Annotated in this window: 18 protein-coding genes; 6 read left to right on the forward strand and 12 right to left on the reverse strand. The window is 30.3% G+C overall.

Going from position 1 to position 17540, the window contains the following annotated elements; translation table 11 throughout:
• Positions 1–12: 12 nt before the first annotated feature.
• Positions 13–519: a peroxiredoxin-like family protein gene (locus GMC_RS0104920; RefSeq protein ID WP_029489606.1), complete on the forward strand. Its 507-nt coding sequence runs from the start codon at positions 13–15 to the stop codon at positions 517–519.
• A 198-nt stretch (positions 520–717) separates the two neighbouring features.
• On the opposite strand, the gene GMC_RS0104925 is transcribed toward GMC_RS0104920, so the two are convergent.
• From GMC_RS0104925 to GMC_RS21625, 9 genes are all read right to left on the reverse strand, one after another.
• Positions 718–1254: a GNAT family N-acetyltransferase gene (locus GMC_RS0104925; protein ID WP_010521094.1), complete on the reverse strand. Its 537-nt coding sequence runs from the start codon at positions 1252–1254 to the stop codon at positions 718–720.
• A gap of 118 nt (positions 1255–1372) precedes the next feature.
• On the reverse strand, positions 1373–3292 hold the full coding sequence (acs, locus tag GMC_RS0104930; RefSeq protein ID WP_010521095.1) for an acetate--CoA ligase: 1920 nt from the start codon (positions 3290–3292) through the stop codon (positions 1373–1375).
• 110 nt (positions 3293–3402) lie between these two features.
• Complete coding sequence (locus tag GMC_RS0104935) at positions 3403–5958, reverse strand: TonB-dependent receptor domain-containing protein (RefSeq protein WP_010521096.1); 2556 nt, start codon at positions 5956–5958, stop codon at positions 3403–3405.
• A 291-nt stretch (positions 5959–6249) separates the two neighbouring features.
• Positions 6250–8835, reverse strand: a complete 2586-nt coding sequence (locus GMC_RS0104940; RefSeq protein WP_010521097.1) for a TonB-dependent receptor — start codon at positions 8833–8835, stop codon at positions 6250–6252.
• A 279-nt stretch (positions 8836–9114) separates the two neighbouring features.
• Complete coding sequence (locus tag GMC_RS21095; RefSeq protein ID WP_238527930.1) at positions 9115–9777, reverse strand: FecR family protein; 663 nt, start codon at positions 9775–9777, stop codon at positions 9115–9117.
• Positions 9663–10037, reverse strand: coding sequence for a hypothetical protein (locus tag GMC_RS22115; protein WP_010521099.1), 375 nt, complete (start codon positions 10035–10037; stop codon positions 9663–9665). Before GMC_RS22115 ends, GMC_RS21095 begins: the two co-directional genes overlap by 115 nt.
• A gap of 11 nt (positions 10038–10048) precedes the next feature.
• Positions 10049–10216, reverse strand: coding sequence for an RNA polymerase sigma factor (locus GMC_RS22120; RefSeq protein ID WP_238527931.1), 168 nt, complete (start codon positions 10214–10216; stop codon positions 10049–10051).
• Positions 10200–10568 carry an RNA polymerase sigma factor gene (locus GMC_RS19100; RefSeq protein WP_010521100.1) on the reverse strand — a complete coding sequence of 123 codons (369 nt, stop codon included), beginning with the start codon at positions 10566–10568 and terminating at the stop codon, positions 10200–10202. The genes GMC_RS22120 and GMC_RS19100 overlap by 17 nt, the downstream gene beginning before the upstream one ends.
• A gap of 61 nt (positions 10569–10629) precedes the next feature.
• Positions 10630–11886, reverse strand: coding sequence for a hypothetical protein (locus tag GMC_RS21625; protein ID WP_010521101.1), 1257 nt, complete (start codon positions 11884–11886; stop codon positions 10630–10632).
• Positions 11887–12116: 230 nt separating this feature from the next.
• On the opposite strand from GMC_RS21625, the gene GMC_RS0104970 reads away from it, so the two are divergent.
• The 3 genes from GMC_RS0104970 (at position 12117) to GMC_RS0104980 (ending at position 13867) form a co-directional block, all read left to right on the forward strand.
• Positions 12117–12656 (forward strand): RNA polymerase sigma factor, encoded by a 540-nt coding sequence (locus tag GMC_RS0104970; RefSeq protein ID WP_010521102.1) that lies wholly within the window; start codon positions 12117–12119, stop codon positions 12654–12656.
• Between the two features lie 105 nt (positions 12657–12761).
• Positions 12762–13250, forward strand: a complete 489-nt coding sequence (locus tag GMC_RS0104975; RefSeq protein WP_010521103.1) for a hypothetical protein — start codon at positions 12762–12764, stop codon at positions 13248–13250.
• 182 nt (positions 13251–13432) lie between these two features.
• Positions 13433–13867 (forward strand): hypothetical protein, encoded by a 435-nt coding sequence (locus tag GMC_RS0104980; protein WP_010521104.1) that lies wholly within the window; start codon positions 13433–13435, stop codon positions 13865–13867.
• 56 nt (positions 13868–13923) lie between these two features.
• Here the strand turns inward: GMC_RS0104980 and GMC_RS0104985 are convergent, their stop codons facing one another.
• From GMC_RS0104985 to modA, 3 genes are read right to left on the reverse strand one after another with little or no spacing between them, the layout of a single operon-like run.
• Entirely contained in the window at positions 13924–14613 is a 690-nt protein-coding gene (locus tag GMC_RS0104985; protein WP_010521105.1) for an ATP-binding cassette domain-containing protein, read from the reverse strand.
• Positions 14614–14644: 31 nt separating this feature from the next.
• The gene (gene modB / locus GMC_RS0104990; RefSeq protein ID WP_010521106.1) at positions 14645–15337 is read right to left on the reverse strand and encodes a molybdate ABC transporter permease subunit; all 693 of its coding nucleotides are present in this window, start codon (positions 15335–15337) and stop codon (positions 14645–14647) included.
• A complete protein-coding gene (gene modA, locus GMC_RS0104995) occupies positions 15324–16043 on the reverse strand; it encodes a molybdate ABC transporter substrate-binding protein (RefSeq protein WP_157998136.1) in 720 nt (239 codons plus the stop codon). Before modA ends, modB begins: the two co-directional genes overlap by 14 nt.
• A 340-nt stretch (positions 16044–16383) precedes the next feature.
• Between modA and GMC_RS21800 the strand changes: the two genes are divergently transcribed.
• Together GMC_RS21800 and GMC_RS0105005 are read left to right on the forward strand one after the other, a co-directional pair.
• Positions 16384–16536, forward strand: coding sequence for a hypothetical protein (locus GMC_RS21800; protein ID WP_193361477.1), 153 nt, complete (start codon positions 16384–16386; stop codon positions 16534–16536).
• A gap of 584 nt (positions 16537–17120) precedes the next feature.
• Positions 17121–17489 carry a RidA family protein gene (locus tag GMC_RS0105005; RefSeq protein ID WP_010521108.1) on the forward strand — a complete coding sequence of 123 codons (369 nt, stop codon included), beginning with the start codon at positions 17121–17123 and terminating at the stop codon, positions 17487–17489.
• Positions 17490–17540 lie beyond the last annotated feature (51 nt).

Here is a 17540-nt window from a genome sequence, read left to right on the forward strand (position 1 = left end):
AAAAAAAGTAATATGTTAAAACCAAGAACAAAAGTACCAGATATTGAAGTGAATTTAGTAAATGATACCCAATGGGAATTGAGTGATCAAAATCCTAAAAATTTTACAATGGTTATTTTTTACCGCGGTATTCATTGTCCTGTTTGTAAAATTTATTTGGAAGAATTACAGCAAAAAATATCAAAGTTTACCGAACGAGGAGTAAATATTATAGCTATAAGCAGTGATACTGAAAGTACTGCCAAAGAAACTTATGAAAAATGGGATATAGCGGACATACCAATTGGTTTTGAATTTCCCATTGATAAAGCTAAAGATTGGAATTTGTTTACCTCAACAGGAATTAAAGATGAACCTGAAATGTTTATTGAGCCTGGTTTATTTTTAATTAAACCAGACCAAACATTGTATTGTTGTTCAGTACAAAGCATGCCATTTGCAAGACCAAAATTTAACGATGTCCTTGAAGCAATTGATTTTGTTTTGGAAGAAGACTACCCTGCCAGAGGCGAAGCTTAGTGCCGTTTTAATAGTTAAACTTACCGCTTTTAATTAGAATATAGCGTCTAATTTTTTGATAGCGTTAGAATTATTAGCCATCAAAAGTTATTGTATGCACAGCATTATAATTACGATTCAAATTGTAATTACAATGTTGTGCTATTACGGAAAAAACTTGAAAATTGGCCTTTTTAAATTTAAAATCGATCGTAAATTTTATTTATTACTTGGTGTTTTTGAAAATAATGCAATATCAACAGGTAATCCATTTTTACATTCTTGATTTACTAGCGTTTTTTCATATTTAAAACTAAGCTTTTTTAGCAGCGCATAACAGTTTTTATTTTCTGTTTCAACAAAGGCTTCAATTTTAAATAATTTCAATGTTTCAAAACCATAAGTAAATACTTTCATTGCACATGCTTTAATAATGCCTCTACCCCAAAATTCAGGAAGTAACCAAAAGCCAATTTCAACTTTTTTAAGCAATAAATCAATATCATTAAAACCGATTCCACCACAAAACACGTTGTTTTGATCGTAAATTGCCCACCAGATTCCGGTTTTTGTTGTTTCTAAATTTTTAAACCACTCCATTTGAGTTTTTGTTTCTTCCAAACTTGAAAAACTAACGCCATAATACCTTACAACCTCTGGATTTGAAAGTGCTTTAAATACATCATTTAAATTTGCATTTTGAAATTGCCTAAGTTCAAATCCATTTGTTTGAAGGACTGGAAATACTTTGTTCATTGGTAACTTTTTACTGGTCTGTTGGTAAAGGTAATTTTTAAGAACCTTTACCATTGTATGATACCTATTAAAATATTTCAATTTGAGAACAGTACCAATATAACACCATTACCTGATGTCAAGCATTGGCAAATGCTAAAATTATTTGATCGACCGCATCGGGATTAAGTAATGTAGAAGTATCTCCTAAACTATCTGTTTCCTTTGATGCAATTTTACGTAAAATACGACGCATAATTTTGCCACTTCGCGTTTTTGGTAACCCTCCTACAAACACCACTATATCTGGTTTAGCAATTGGGCCAATGGTACTGGCTATTTGCGCTTTAATTTCATCAATTAGTTGTGGTGAAGCTTTGTAATTATCATGTAAAGTTACATAAGCGCACAAAGCTGTTCCTTTAATTTCATGCGGAAAGCCTACAATGGCAGATTCTGCTACCGCTGAATGTTCATTTATGGAATTTTCAATAGGAGCGGTTCCCAAATTATGCCCGGATACAATAACCACATCATCTACCCTTCCGGTTATGCGATAATTTCCGCTAGCATCTCTATAAGCACCATCACCTGTAAAATACTTTCCAGGAAACTGAGAAAAATACACAGCTTTGTAACGTTTATGATCTCCATAAACGGTTCTGGCCATGGAAGGCCACGGAAACTGGATAGCCAAACGTCCTTCAGCTTTTTCGGCCTTTAATGCTATTGATTCGCCGTTTTGATCCATTAACACAGGCTGTATTCCAGGTAATGGTAAGGTAGCAAATGTAGGTCTGGTAGGTGTTATCCCTGCCAATGGAGAAATCATTATCGCTCCCGTTTCTGTTTGCCACCAGGTATCTACTATTGGACAATTTCCTTTGCCAACATAGTCGTTATACCAATGCCAGGCTTCTTCATTTATAGGCTCTCCAACACTTCCCAAAACTTTTAAGCTAGACAGGTCATGTTTTTTTACAAAATCTAGTGACTGTTTTGCCAAAGCCCTTATGGCAGTTGGCGCTGTATAAAAATGAGAAACTTTTAATTTGTTACAAATTTCCCAGAAACGTCCGTAGTCAGGATAGCTGGGTACACCTTCAAACATCACTGTAGTTGCCCCAGCAGCCAAAGGACCATAAATAATATAAGAATGCCCCGTAATCCAGCCGATATCAGCTGTACACCAGTACACATCGTTTGCCTCTAGTTGAAACACGTTTTGAAACGTAAAAGTACTCCCAACCATGTAGCCCCCCGTGGTATGCACCATACCCTTTGGCTTACCCGTAGATCCTGATGTATATAATATAAACAACGCGTCCTCGGAATCCATTTCCTCAGCCTCGCACTCTTTGGCTACTTTCTGTAACTCATCAAACCAAAATTTATCCCTTCCTGGTTTCATTGGTGTAGGCTCAACGGTTCGGCGATATACAATTACCGTTTCAATGCAAGGCGTTTTTTGTAATGCTTCATCGCAAATACTCTTTAAGGCTACTGGCTTAGTTCCTCGGTAAACCTCGTTAGCCGTAATCAGCATTTTGCATTCCGAATCATTTATTCTGCTTGCAATTGCGGTACTGGAAAAACCTGCAAATACTATGGAGTGTATGGCTCCAATTCTGGCGCAAGCCAACATTGCTATAGCTAACTCAGGTATCATAGGCATGTAAATACACACGCGATCTCCTTTTTTTATGCCATTGTTTTTTAACACGTTTGCAAAGTGCGATACTTTTACAAATAATTGCCTGTATGTAATATGCCTAGTTTCTTCATCTGGATCATTTGGCTCCCAAATTATGGCTGTTTTGTTGCCTTGGGTTTCTAAATGACGATCCAAACAATTTTCAGTAATATTTAGTTTTCCTCCTTTAAACCATTCCACTCTGGGGACGTCAAAGTCGTAATCTAAAGTGCTATCCCATTTCTTTTTCCAATAAAATGTATTGGCAACAGCATCCCAAAATTTCGTAGGATCATCAATACTTTGTTGATACCATTTTTTATATGCTGCAAAACTTTTAATTTGAAGATTATTAGGAATTTCCATGAATAGCGTACTTTACTAAAACGTTTGTGTTAATCGATTAAATATCCGCAATTTTTAAGAAAAATAAAACTATCCCATAAATAAAGTTGAATTGTTACAATTAAATATGTTCAAAAATTAAGACGTAAAAAAAAATTTGGAGTGATTCCTAACGAAGTAGTTTTTATTTCCTTCACCTGATCTAATTGGATTTTTGAATCATCTATATTAATTTGCCTATCTGTAAAATTAATATTTTGAATATTTCTACGATCGTACAAATTTTGAATTGAAAGACCTATTTTTACAGATTGATTGTTTTCTCTTTTTGATAATGGAATGGAATAATTAGCTGAAAAATCTAACCTATGAAAATCGGGTAAACGCTCTCCATTTAATGTTTCAATAGTTGGCGCTAATATATCGTCAAAATCTTTAATAACAGTAAATGGTGTTCCTGTCCTGTATTTCCAACCTAATGAAAATTGAATCCTTTTCCATTCTAAAAAATTAGAAACTGTAAATGAATGAGTAACGTCATTGCTTGAATTAAATGGTTTACCGTTATTAAGACTTTCAAAAATTTGTTCATTTTCTGAAAAAGTATAGCCCAACCAAATTGAAAATTTATTTATTTTCTTTTTTAATAAAAAATCTACTCCTTTTATCTTTCCTTCCCCTTCATTGGGCTGATTAAAAACATTTACAAAACTCCCATTAAAAGCCGTTATGCCTTTTAATTTTTTGTAATACGCATCAATATCAACAATCCAATTTTTGTTTTTAAATACAGCACCTAACGAAACTTGCTTGCTATTTACTAAAGGTATACTATCATTTGAAGGAAACCATACTTCTGTTTCCTCTCCCGTATCGTTCCCCGATAAAATTTCAATTCTATTTATATCTTGGTTTTTTTGTTCAGCACTGCCCTTTATTCGTAATTTTTTATGGATTTTTTTTTCTACAAATAACCTAGGTTCAAATCTTAATCGTTCAAAATTGGCAAATTTATTTACTCTTATTCCAAAGTCCACATGCAAATTTTCAGATTTATTATATGTAAGTTGGCTGTAAAAAGAGTGACCTGGTTTATTATTATAGCGTTGATTAAAATCGCCAAATATACCTTCTAAAATTCTATAGTTTATACGCTTACTTGTCAATTCGTACCCCGAGCTTATTCCTACTGAACTATTCCATTGGTAATTCACATTAAAATAGCCTGACGCATCATCAATTTCATTAAACCTTTCTAGCTCAACAGGTGCAAAAAATAATGGATTAAAACTTAACCCTACATAATTTAAAGAATAGTTTGAATAATTGCCTCCAATTTTTGTTTTTATTCTATTTGTCCACTTACTTTCTAAAAAAAATGATGTTCCTAAATTTTCAATACTCAAAAAATCAAAAAAATTATCAGTCAAAAGGTCACCATCGAAGGTTTCGCCAGTGACAGCATTAAAAACATCGCGCAAATCATTATTAGTATAAAGCAGTGTACTCTTTAATTTGTGTGCTTCTGATAATTGAAAAATTAATTTAGCAGAATAATCTTCAAAGACTATTGACCTGCTACTTTCATCTGATGCTGTATTAAGTGGAAAAGCTTCTCGATTAATCTTTAATCTTGAATTTTGAAAAATCCTAAAAAAATTATTATCGAAAGCTTGTGTTTTTAATACATCAATTAAGGATCTACGTCCAGATACAATAAGTCCTAACTTTTTATGTATTGGAATTTTAAGGGCAAAGTCACTAGAAAGTGAGTTGAAACCAAATGAGGTAATTATTTTTTTAGGAATATTTTCATCCAACCTAATGTCTACCACACCAGAAACACTATTCCCATATTTAGCACTAGTACCACTTTTGTATACTGTAACATTGTTAATGATATTACTATTTAAATTAGTCAAAGTTCCAAAAAAATGATCGGTATTATACAATTTAATATCATCCCATAATATAAGATTTTGGTCTGTTGTTCCTCCTCTAATTAAGATATCGGATGCATTTTCAGAAACATTATCAACCCCTGGTAACAATTGAATACTTTGTAGTACGTCTGGTTCTGCTTGACCTGCTAGAATATCTGTTTTTTTAAGATCAAAAAGTACGGTGCCATCATTTTTTAATGAAATACCCGAAGACAAATACTCTTTTATAACTACTTCATTTAAAGTATATAACTTTTCTTCTAAATAAAGGTCATTACACTTTTTATAAAATGACTTTACAGCTAGCTTTTTTGATTTAAAACCTAATGAACTGATTAAAATAGAATCATTTATAGGCACATTACTCAACTGAAAATAGCCTTTAGTACTAGTTGTAGCATATTTGCTACCAGAAAAAGTATTTACATTGGCATTCTCAATAGGTTTTTTATTAATACTATTTTTTAAATAACCACAAATATACACTTCACTGATAGGCTTAATAACTATGTAGCGATCATCTATTTTTTCAAAACTAAAATGCAATTGACGTTGAAATTCAACTAAAAATTGGTTTAACGTAGGGTTGACTATGTTTAAATTGATTTTAATCTCTTCAATCCATTCCGGATTGTATGAAAATTTGACGCCGAACTTTTGCTCTAATTGTTTTAAAACTATGGATAATTCAGTATTAGAGTAGTTATAAGTATTCTCCTGGTTTTGAGCTAAGTTCAGTTGCACTACTAGAAAGAAAAGTAACGTTAACCTTTTTTTTATAATATTTGATGATAAAAGTCTAATGATGATAAACGAGCTGGAGGTAATTAACTTACACAATTAAACAATAAACAGTACTTTCAAAATCTCTTGTTAATTAGCAAAATTTATATAGACAATCTAGTGATAATTTAACGTTTTTTAAAGATAAAAATTGCACATGTATATAATACCACACTATTCGTCTTTAAAGGTGTTTTAAGATTAAGAATAAAATAAATAAACACCTAGTTTTAAAGAAATTTTTTGTTTGATTTAAAAAAATAAACGTATATAAAAATTGGGGGTTATCCCTAATGATTTAGTTTTAAATTCCAAGGGAGTAGCATCAATATTAATAGTTTGCGAAGTTATTCTTCTTCCAAAACGGATATCTAAAATATTCTCTTTGTTATAAACATTTTGAAGTGATACTCCAAATTTTAATTTTTGATCACTGTTTATTTTTGATAATTTCGTAACGTATGTCAATGAAGCATCTAGCCTATGGTAATCAGGCAAACGTTTTTCATTAAGAGCATCAAAACTATCAGGTTCTAAGCCATTTAAACTCAATTGATTTATTTTGGTAAAAGGAATACCGGTTCGATACCTCCACCCTAAGGAAACTTGAAAATTTTTCCATTCAAAAAAATGTGACCATGTTAGGGAGTGTCTTATATCATTGTTGGCATCAAATACCCTATTGTTATTTATGTTTTGAAATTGTTGCTCATTTTTTGAATAAGAATATCCCAACCAGGTAGTATAATTTTTAAATTTCTTTTTTAATAAAAAATCAACTCCTTTAGCTTCTCCTCTTCCTTCTTCAGGTATTATATTTAATAAATTAACAGTACTTATTGGGAACATTGTTAATCCCTCTGATTTTTTATAATACATATCAACATCAAAAACCCAATTTCTTTTTTTATAAATAATACCAGCAGACACTTGAGTGCTTTTTAACAACGGAATACTATCCTGTATTGAGGGCAACCATATTTCATTTTCTTCCCCTGTATCAAAACCTGAAAGTACCTGCACCCTATTGATTGATTGATGTCTTATTTCGGCACTAGCCCTGGCCCTTAATTTTTTTGTAACATTTTTTCCAAGGCTTAATCTTGGTTCCCATTTTAAATCATCAAAATTTGCTACCTTATTTACCCTCAAACCCAAGGATACATTTGTTTTTTTAGGCTTATTGTAAATGACTTGTCCATAAAAAGAATGGGCAGGTTTATTTTTTTGATCGATATTAAAAAACTCATCCGTAAGAACGAAAATTCCTGTTTTTATGCGTGTACTAAATATCTCGTAACCTGTAGCTAGCGTTATTTTTTTCGATAATTGATAGTTCGCATTAGCATAGGAACTTACTTCGTCAATTTCATTAAATCGTTCCAGTTCAAATGGAAAATTAAAAACCGGATTAAAACTAAAACCTACATAGTTCAAACTATAATTTGAATACCTGATGCCAATGGTTGTATCAAATTTTTTATTCCAATTACTATCCAATACGCCTACTGCTCCTAAATTCTTAATTTTTAAATCGTCAAAAAAAGTAACGTCAACGTTACCTGTAGCTTCTGATGCTAAAAAGCCAATTTGATCTTCGTACTTATTATTTGTTACTAGCACCGTACTCGAAAAACTATGTTTGGATAAAAAATTGTAAATTAATTTAGCCGAATGATCTTCATAAATTAAATTTTGCTTTTGCTGCACCTGAACATCAGTATTAAAAGCTTGTCTATTCAATTGAACTCTAGAATTTTGAAAGATGCGATTGAAATTATTATTAAATGCCTCAGTCTTATAAAAATCTGTTAAAGACCTCCGGGTAGAAAAAATTAAACCCAATTTTTTAGCAATAGGCAGTTTCAATGAAAAATCTATATGTAAAGGATTCAAACCTATATTTGATGCTATTTTTTTGGGCAAATCGCTATCTAAATTAATATCAATAACCCCTGAAACTCTATCACCAAACTTGGAATCCACACCGCTTTTTTGAATAGATACATTGTTTACAATGGACGTATTTAAATTTGTTAGTGTTCCAAAAAAATGATCCGTATTGTATAACTTGATTCCGTCCCATAATATCAAATTCTTATCGGGACTACTTCCCCTGATTACCAGGTCAGTCGCATTTTCAGTTACGCTGTCAATCCCTGGTAAAAGCTGAACGCTTTGCAATACATCGGGTTCGGCTTGACCTGCTAAAATATCTGGTTTACTCAAATCAAAATTAACAACACCACCATTCATTAATGATATACTGGAAGATAAGTATTCCTTTACTACTACTTCATTTAATAAATATAATTTATCTTCTAAAAATAGGTCATTACACTTTTTATAAAAATTTACCGCAGGAATTTTTCTTGATTCAAAACCCAATGATTTAATTACTATGGTATCGTTTATATTTACGTCACTTATTTGAAAATAACCATTTGTACTAGTAATTGTTTTCAATTTTTGTTTTAAAACAGTTATGGTTGCATTTTCAATTGGTTTTTTTAATGCAGTGTCTTTTAAGTAACCACAAACGTAAACTTTGTTTGTTGGCTTAATACTAATATAACGTTCATCTATTCTAATAAAAATAAAGTGTAATTGCCTTTGCAATTCGGCTAATATTTGGTTTATGGTGGGGTTTTGTAATTGAAGGGATACTTTCTCTTTACTAATCCATTCAGGATTGTAAGAAAATTTTACTTCAAATTTTTGCTCTATTTCTTTTAAAATAGGTAATAAACTTGCATCAATAGCCCTAAACGAACTATTTTTTTGTTGTGCAAAACTTAAATTTAAAATAAAGAAAAAATAAAAAGTTATTTTTTTCATAAAAACAAAAATGCAAAATACACTTTTTCGAAGTAATGTTATTCTATTTTTGAATAAAAAATTGCTGCGAATTATATGATTTTAAAAGCATAATCAATATAGCTGTAATTTTAAAATATAAGAGCATTACGGCTAGTTTTAAATTATTAAAAATTTTAGTTTAAGCAAACCAAATCCTCACATATGAAAAATTTTCATATGTGAGGATTTGGTCGTAGTTATTTTTAAAATAACCCATTTCAAAAAATGGTATTTACTGGATTTCTAACTTTTAAATAATTATTTATTTTTTAATTTGATAATCTTTTCATCCAAAAATTCATAATCGACTTCCAAAGATTCAAATACAATTTTTAATGCCTTTTCAAGGTTATCATGCATAAACACACCTGTAAAACGTAAAGAATCATTTATTTTACCGCTTTGAATTTTAACATTATACTGATTTTCCAAGGCTTTGACCACTTGTTTTACAGGAGAATTATAAAAGGAACTTTCTTTTGAAATCCATAAAGGAGCGGATTCATTAAATTGCCATTTTTCTAATTTATCATTTACAAACCTTACAGATTCACCTTTTCTAATAATTTCAGATGTTTCACCTTTATCGACCCTTACCACACCCTCAAAACAATTTACCTCAAAAACCGAAGTTTTTGAATTGGTGTCCACATTAAATTGAGTTCCTAAAACACTCACATTTCCATTTTTAGATTGCACAGTAAACTTAGATCCTTTAGTAACTTTAAAATAAGCTTCGCCTTCTAAATTTAATATACGATTGTTTTCCCAATCATTTTTATTATAAGTTATTTTAGAATTTGCATTTAAAATAACCTCAGAATTATCAGGAAGTTTAAAGCTAATTTGTTCTCCGTAATTTGATGTATATGATGTCCTTTTGAAAATAAAAAAGTAAGTCCAAAAACAAGAATCACTGATGCTGCAACACCATAAACCCACTTAGGAATCATTGAAACCACCTTTCCTTGATCTTGTTTTTTAGCAACTTCATTTGACTTGCTATCCAACTTATCTTTCAATTTTTTATAGGAAGCTTCGGCGTCATATGCTGGTATATCTAATTTTTCTACACCACTTAATATGTCTTGATAAAGTTTATTATCATCAGTTGCCTCAAATACCTTTTTATCGCTTTCGGACAATTCATTATTAGCCCATTTTGCCAAAAAATTTTCCATTTGATATCTTTTTAAAGGTTAGTACCTAATTTTTCTTTTAATTTTTTTAATGCTAAATGCATTCTTCTTTCTACTCCTTTTTGCGTCAATCCAACTATTTCGGCAATTTCTCTATACGTCTTTTTATCCTTTCGACTTAGTAAAAAAACTTCTCTTTCCTTTTCAGGAAGTTCGGCAATACTCCGTTGTAATTTTTCTAAAAAACTCTTTTTCTTCTAAAATATATTCTGGACTTTGAAGATCGCAATTTGATTTACTGTCATTTTTAGTATATTCTAAAACAACTTTTTGATGCCTAACATTATTAAAAAACGAGTTTTGTGCTACTTTCATAACAAAAGACTTCGCTTTTGCAAATGGAATTTTTTTACAATTATCCCATAATTTAATAAAAGCATCTTGTGTTAAGTCTTCTGCTTGATCAATATCACCACATTTGTAAAAGATAAAATTCCTAATAATCTCCGAATTTTGCGTAAAAATTTCTTTAAAATTTTTTTCTTCGCAAATTGATATATCTCTACTATTCATTTATTCAATTTTATTTAAAATTGGTTTTCAATTGACTTAATGATCTAAATAATTTATTTAATTATATTTTCTCAAATTTAAATTCTTTACCATTAGATAATTGCTTTAAATACAATTCGTTATTTTCAACACTAATCCTTAAAACAAATATTGATAGTTGTCCTTCCCTAATTTCTACATTAAATGAGTCCCTTCTAAAATTCAATCTAAATTCATTTTTTAAAGAACCTGCATCAAATAATCTCAAAATGGATAGCGACGATATTTCAATCATATCAAAATCATTTGTAAAACCTGCTACTTCAGGTGTAATTCCTTCTATCAACTGCATTCTCGTGGACGACGGGAACAATAATTGATTACCATCAAAGGTATTAGAAGGGTTTATTTCCAAAGTATCATCATTTATAACTTCACCTTTATATTGCCACTTACCAATAACATCCATGAAATTTAAAACTATAAATCTATCATTGTTATCTATTGGAACTTCTCTTACGGGTTCTTCTTCTGTTGGAGTTTCCTCTGTTGGGTCACCTTCTCCTTCTTCTGGATTTCCTTCTCCTTCTTCAGGGTCTCCTTCTCCTTCTTCTGGATTTCCTTCTCCTTCTTCTGGATCAACTTCTCCTTCTTCAGGATTTCCTTCTCCTTCTGGATCACCTTCTCCTTCTTCAGGATCTTCTTCTTCTTCTTCTTCTGGATTAGTTTTTGGTCTTTCTAACAAATAAAGAAGCATGTTAATCCTATTAAACATCTGTCCGATAATTAATACATCATCAGATTTGGAATAAAGAATAATTTTGGATGAAGTAATTTTATCTAAAATACTATTTTCACCTAAATCAAAATTAAAAAGTCCCTCATCCCTATCTCCATCAGTTTCTAATGGAGCAATAGTTATCGTATACAATGCATTATCAATGTTTTTTCTAAAAAGTTGAACGTTATTCCCAGTAAAATTCAAACTATGAATTTGTTTTATATTCGGCGGTGCCGCAGGAAAAAATAATCGACTTGTGTTAATTGAATCTATTTCTTTAAAACTCTCCTCGTTTCTAAGATTAACACCTGTCGCTATCCATTCGCCTTGAATTGATTCAATATCAGTAACTAAAGATGAATTTAAGGCTTCTTCCCGAACTTCATCATCTTTAATTTCTATAGTTAAAATGTCAATTTTACTCAAAAAATTTTCAATTCCTTGTTCATTTGTTATTCTTAAAGTTCTCCTTAACTCTTCTATTTCATCATCATCATCACAAGAAAAAAACAGAATTCCAATCAACAGAAATAACTTTATAAAAGTGCTTTTTCTCATATACCTAGTAATTCTTCAATGCCTTTTTTTTGGCGTCATTTGTAATAACAACACCAAAATTGCTGTTTACCCTATTTTTTTTCTGAAATTTATTATGTTTTTTATTAGCGATCATTTTCTTTTAAAATTTAATTTTCAAAAGGAATTAAACTTTTAGCTTTTATCATTGTCTAAACTTAAAAGTTTATAATTAAAGCAAGCTCTTTAAGAGCAAAAAAAAAGTAAAATAGTTGAATACAGACCAATTACTTATCAAATCTTTAAAAGACAAAAAGCAAAGGGATGCTGCTTTTAAAATACTTTTAAATACGTACCAGCAGCGCTTATACTGGCATGTACGAAAACTAGTTTTAATCCATGATGACGCTAATGACGTACTGCAAAATACGTTTATAAAAATTCACAAAAATATAGCTACCTTTAAAGGAAACAGCACATTGCATACCTGGATGTATCGCATTGCCTACAATGAAGCTATTAATTTTTTAAAAGCCAAACAAAAGCGTTTACTATTAAATTCAGATGATTTAAGTACAAAAATCTTGAATGAACTTAAAGAAGACCCCTATTTTGACGGTAATGATATTCAATTTAAATTACAAGAAGCATTGCTAAAACTGCCTAAAAAACAGAGACAAGTTTTTATAATGAAATATTACGACGACTTAAAGTTTAAGGAAATTTCCGAGATTATTGGCACTAGTGAAGGTGCTTTAAAAGCATCATACCACCTTGCTGTTAAAAAAATTGAACGTTTTTTAACTAATTAATGAGGTTTAAAGACTTTTTTATAAACTTAAATTAGTCTGCGGCTTGCTTATAATATTAAAATAGATAAACTTTACCTACCATGGTATTGTCAATTGCTGATTATTATGAAAAAACACAGTTCAAAAACACCTGACGAAAATGGTTTTTCCATTCCTAAATTTTACTTTGAAAATTTTCAATCCAATTTAACTGATAAGCTTAAAAAAAATCCAAACTTGACAAATGATAAGGAGTTAGGTTTTAATGTTCCTAAGGACTTTCACAAAGATTTTTCTGCTCAAATACTTAAAAAAACGAAGCCTAAAGAATCATTTGTCAAAATTTTAATATTACAAAAAATAAAATATGCGCTATTTGCAGCAGCTTCTATCATTTTTTGCTTTTTACTATTTACCAATACCAATAAAAATACAATAACAAAATTAATAGTTCCCACTGTAGTAGATACTACAAACGTTATGAAACAAAAGATTCAAGAACAATTTGAGATTAACGAAAAAGATACCAAAATGATGGCTCTATTTATTGATGATACGTTAGTTGATGAATATTTAGAAGCCTTGTTAATTGAAGAACTCGCTTTTGAAGATTGAATTCATTAAACTTTAACAACCGAGCCATTTGCTATACTTTATCATTGCTTCAATACTTAATTCTTAATAAAAAATAAAACTTAACATTTTAAACCTTTTATATTTTTCATTGTCTAAAAAGTAGAACGCGTTTTAAAATGTTTAACCATACCATATACAACTGGTATTAAAATTTGATAAATATGAAATTACATAAATTAATTTGGACTCTACTTACTAGCTTTTTGATTACAATAAATTTTTGTTTTGGACAAGAAATTAAAAACGAGTTCAATACAAATAAAAAATTTAGGGCTGAGGCTAGAAAAGAAGCCATCAAAACCTTAACTGAGGAACAAAAAACTGTTTTTAATGCACATAAAGCATTACTTAAGGAAAATAGAAAAAAATTAAAATCGTTACTTGATCAAAAACAACTTGCTATTTTAAAAGACAAAACCATTCCTAAACGTGAACGTATGAAAAGTTTACGCAACACCTTTACTGATGAACAAAAAGCTATTTTTAAAGCCAATCGGATAGCTGCTAAAAAAAGTAAAGAAAAATTTAGGGCTTCGCTTACTGAAGAACAAAAGGCGCTTTTTAAAAATGCGCGTAAAATTTCTAAAAAAGGATAGTAACATAAAAGTCTTGTTAGTAATAATATCTAGCAAGACTTTCTATTTTGTGAACACTATAATCTATACAAATCTAGTGGCAATACTTCCTTAGGAGTGCCTTTAGCTGAAATTGTTCCATTATTTAATTGCCAAACGTTACCCACTAGTTGATATAATTCCAAAGGATCATGACTAACAATAAGTATGGTGAGTTGATACTTTTTATGCACTTTGGCAATAAATTGTTGCAAACGCTGCCTCATTTCAATATCCAATGCCGAAAGAGGCTCATCCAACAGTAATAATTTTGGTTTTTGCACCAAAGCCCTGGCCAATGAAACACGCTGTTTTTGCCCACCTGATAGCTGCTGACTATTAAAATTTAGTAAAGCTTTCAATTCCATGACTTCAATCAATTCTTCCAAAAAATATTTTTTTTGATGCGCTGTTAATGCAAAACGTAAGTTTTGTAGAACCGTCATATTTGGAAATAACACGTCATTTTGAAAAACATAACCAATACTACGTTTTTGTACAGGTATATTAATTTTTTTTGAGCTATCAAACCAAATTTCACCATCAACCACAATACGGCCATTTGTTGGTTTTTCCAAACCCGAAAGCATCTGCAGTAATGTTGTTTTTCCAATTCCTGACTTTCCATAAATTCCAATGAAATCACCCTTTACAATATTTTCGTCAATATTCAAAGTAAAATCACCTTCGGCTCCTTTAAGTTTTTTTTCTATTGTTAGTAAAATCATAAGGCGAGTAAAATTCTTTCCAAGGGGAAGGTTAATTATTTCTTCTCAGGTAACAGTTATTATATTTTGATAATGAATATACTACCACTAAAACCAAGAAACTAATTGCCAACAAAATTGCGGAATAAGTATGTGCTGTACCATAATTAAGCGCCTCTACCTGTTCGTAGATAACACTAGAAACTACTTGAGTTTTATTTGGTATACTTCCGCCAACCATGAGCACCACACCAAACTCTCCAATTGTATGCGCAAAAGTGAGTACCATTCCCGTTAAAATTGAATTTTGACAATTGGGTAATAATACGCGCCAAAATGTTTGCCATTTTGATTTTCCTAAAACATAAGCTGCCTCAGGCAAATTTTTAGGTAAGTTTTGCAATCCATTTTGAATAGGCTGTACCATAAATGGCAGGCTATAAATTATTGAAGCTAAAACCAAACCACTAAATGAAAATACTAATTGTATATTAAAAATGTCATTAAGCCATTTCCCTAAACCATGGGATGGAGAGAAAGCTATTAAAAAATAAAAACCAATTACTGTGGGTGGCAATACCAAAGGCATTCCTACCAATGCTTCAAATACAGGTTTTAATTTATTTTTGGTAAATGCCAATGCATAAGCAATAGGAATACCAAAAATTACCAAAATTAAGGTAGTAGCAAAAGCTAATTTTGTAGTTAAAAATAAAGGCTGCCAATTGAAATTACTCAGGAACATCATAACCGTATTTTTTCAGGATAGTTTTTGCTTTTTCAGTACGCATAAAATTAGCATATTTACCTGCTTTTGTCTTTGTTGTTTCATTGTTACTTGTGATAACTAATTGATGCTCCAAAGGTTTATAAAACCTTTTATCAATTTCGCGATAGTGCTGTTTGTTAAAAGTATTATTATTTACAAATAATAATGACTTAGATGTAAAACCAACATCAGCTGCACCAGATAGTATAAATTGATTAGTCTGCCCTACGCTTTCTCCAAAAACTAATTTATACGCCACATGTTGATACACACCCCAATTGTGCAATAATTCCTCACTTGCCAAGCCATAAGGTGCTATCTTAGGATTTGGAATTGCAATTTTTTTTACTGCCGTAGAAGTTATAAAGTGTTGTACTGATGACTCTATTTTTTTATTGGAAATCATGATTAACTTTCCCGTAGCAACGGTAATTGGTTGTTCATACTTTTTGTTTGCTGAAATAAGATGTTTGGGATATTTTGCACTAGCCGAAATAAATACATCATACGGTGCTCCTGCCATCAATTGGGCGGTCAATTTACCTGAAGATGCTGTAATCAAACTTATTGCTATACCCGTTTGCTGTTCAAATTCATCGTTTAATTCGGTTAAAACATGACTCATGTTGGATGCAGCTGCAATGAGCAAAGGCTCTTTTTTTTGAGTATTACACGAATTCAAAGTTAAAATTAAGCATGCAAAATACCTTACTATACTAATTGAACTTGCACTATTATTTTGCATTAATTTTATAAATTATACTTTAAATACAAAGAAGTACTTGACTTAATCTTTATTTTATGTTGTTTGCTGTTTACACAACTACAATACCATATTTTTAATCAAAATAATCTTAAAATTAGCTTTAAACATTGAAGTATTACAGACCTTTGACATGTCAAAAATACTATTTTAAAGCACATGAAGCTTTAAATAGTGGTCTAGTTTTTGATCTATAATTATGAATTTATAAAATAGCTCAACAAAATACATCAATTAACGTCAATTAACATCAAAGCTTATGAAATTTTTAAATCCGCAAATTGAAAAGTTATCTAAAAAAAATGCCGAAAAAAACTTAATAAAAAAAGGCGTATCCTGTGGTATTTTTCAGGAATTAGGTGTAAGTACCGATACTAAGAAAACAAGAAATTTATATCACGATACGTATTAAACAATTTCCGATATTAAATTATTCCAGTAAAAACAGAACTTTTTAGTTTATTCAAAAACGAAAAGGAATCATTTTGAAAGGGAAATTTATTATAACAAACTGTATTCAATTATACAAAGATTCGCCCCTGAATAAATAGTTGATGACTTGTCAATATACTAAGCTTTGAAGGTATTCTTCAGAACTTATTAATATTGAATAAAAATGACTAGTTATGACCAGTTGTATTTTAACGGCTGGTCTTTTTTTATGTAATTTTTAATTACACTTACTATTTAACTTTAATTAAATAGTTTTCCTTTTGTATTATCTACATTGACCCTAATTTATCTGACAAATACAATGTACTACCTTTAAATACTTATAATATTTTAAGGAATAAAAAAGGCTAAATAGGAAAGATAGTAAACATTTAAAAATCAAAAATTCAGAAAGCTTTATAATGTAGTAATTACTTTAACAATAAATTAAAAATTATTATAACTAATTTTTAAAAAGTTGTAATTTTGAAAGCTTAAAAACTTGTTTAACGGAATGCATAATCCGCGCTAAATAAGTTTAATTTATGATAAGAAATCAAAAATATGTCAAAAAGAGAAAACATATCATCAGGCTCACCTTGGGAAGATAAAATTGGATATTCCAGAGCTGTAAAAATTGGTAACACTATTGAACTTTCGGGAACAACAGCTCCTGGAGATACACTTGAAGCGCAAACCAAAGGAATTATAGAATTAGCCAAAAAAGTGTTAGAGGAAAATGGTTCTGGATTGCAAGATGTTGTGCGTACACGTATTTTTACTACTGATATTTCACAATGGGAAAAAATTGGTAAAGTACACGGATCTTTCTTTGGTACTATTAAACCTGTAACTACCATGGTTGAAATTTCAAAATTGATTGACCCCGATATAGTTATTGAAATTGAATTCACCGCTGTAATCACTGACTAACACTTTTGAATAACACATAGTCAGCCAATTTCAAACATCCCCATTTAAAGT

The organism is Aquimarina agarivorans, assembly GCF_000218485.1.
GTDB classification, from domain to species: domain Bacteria; phylum Bacteroidota; class Bacteroidia; order Flavobacteriales; family Flavobacteriaceae; genus Aquimarina; species Aquimarina agarivorans.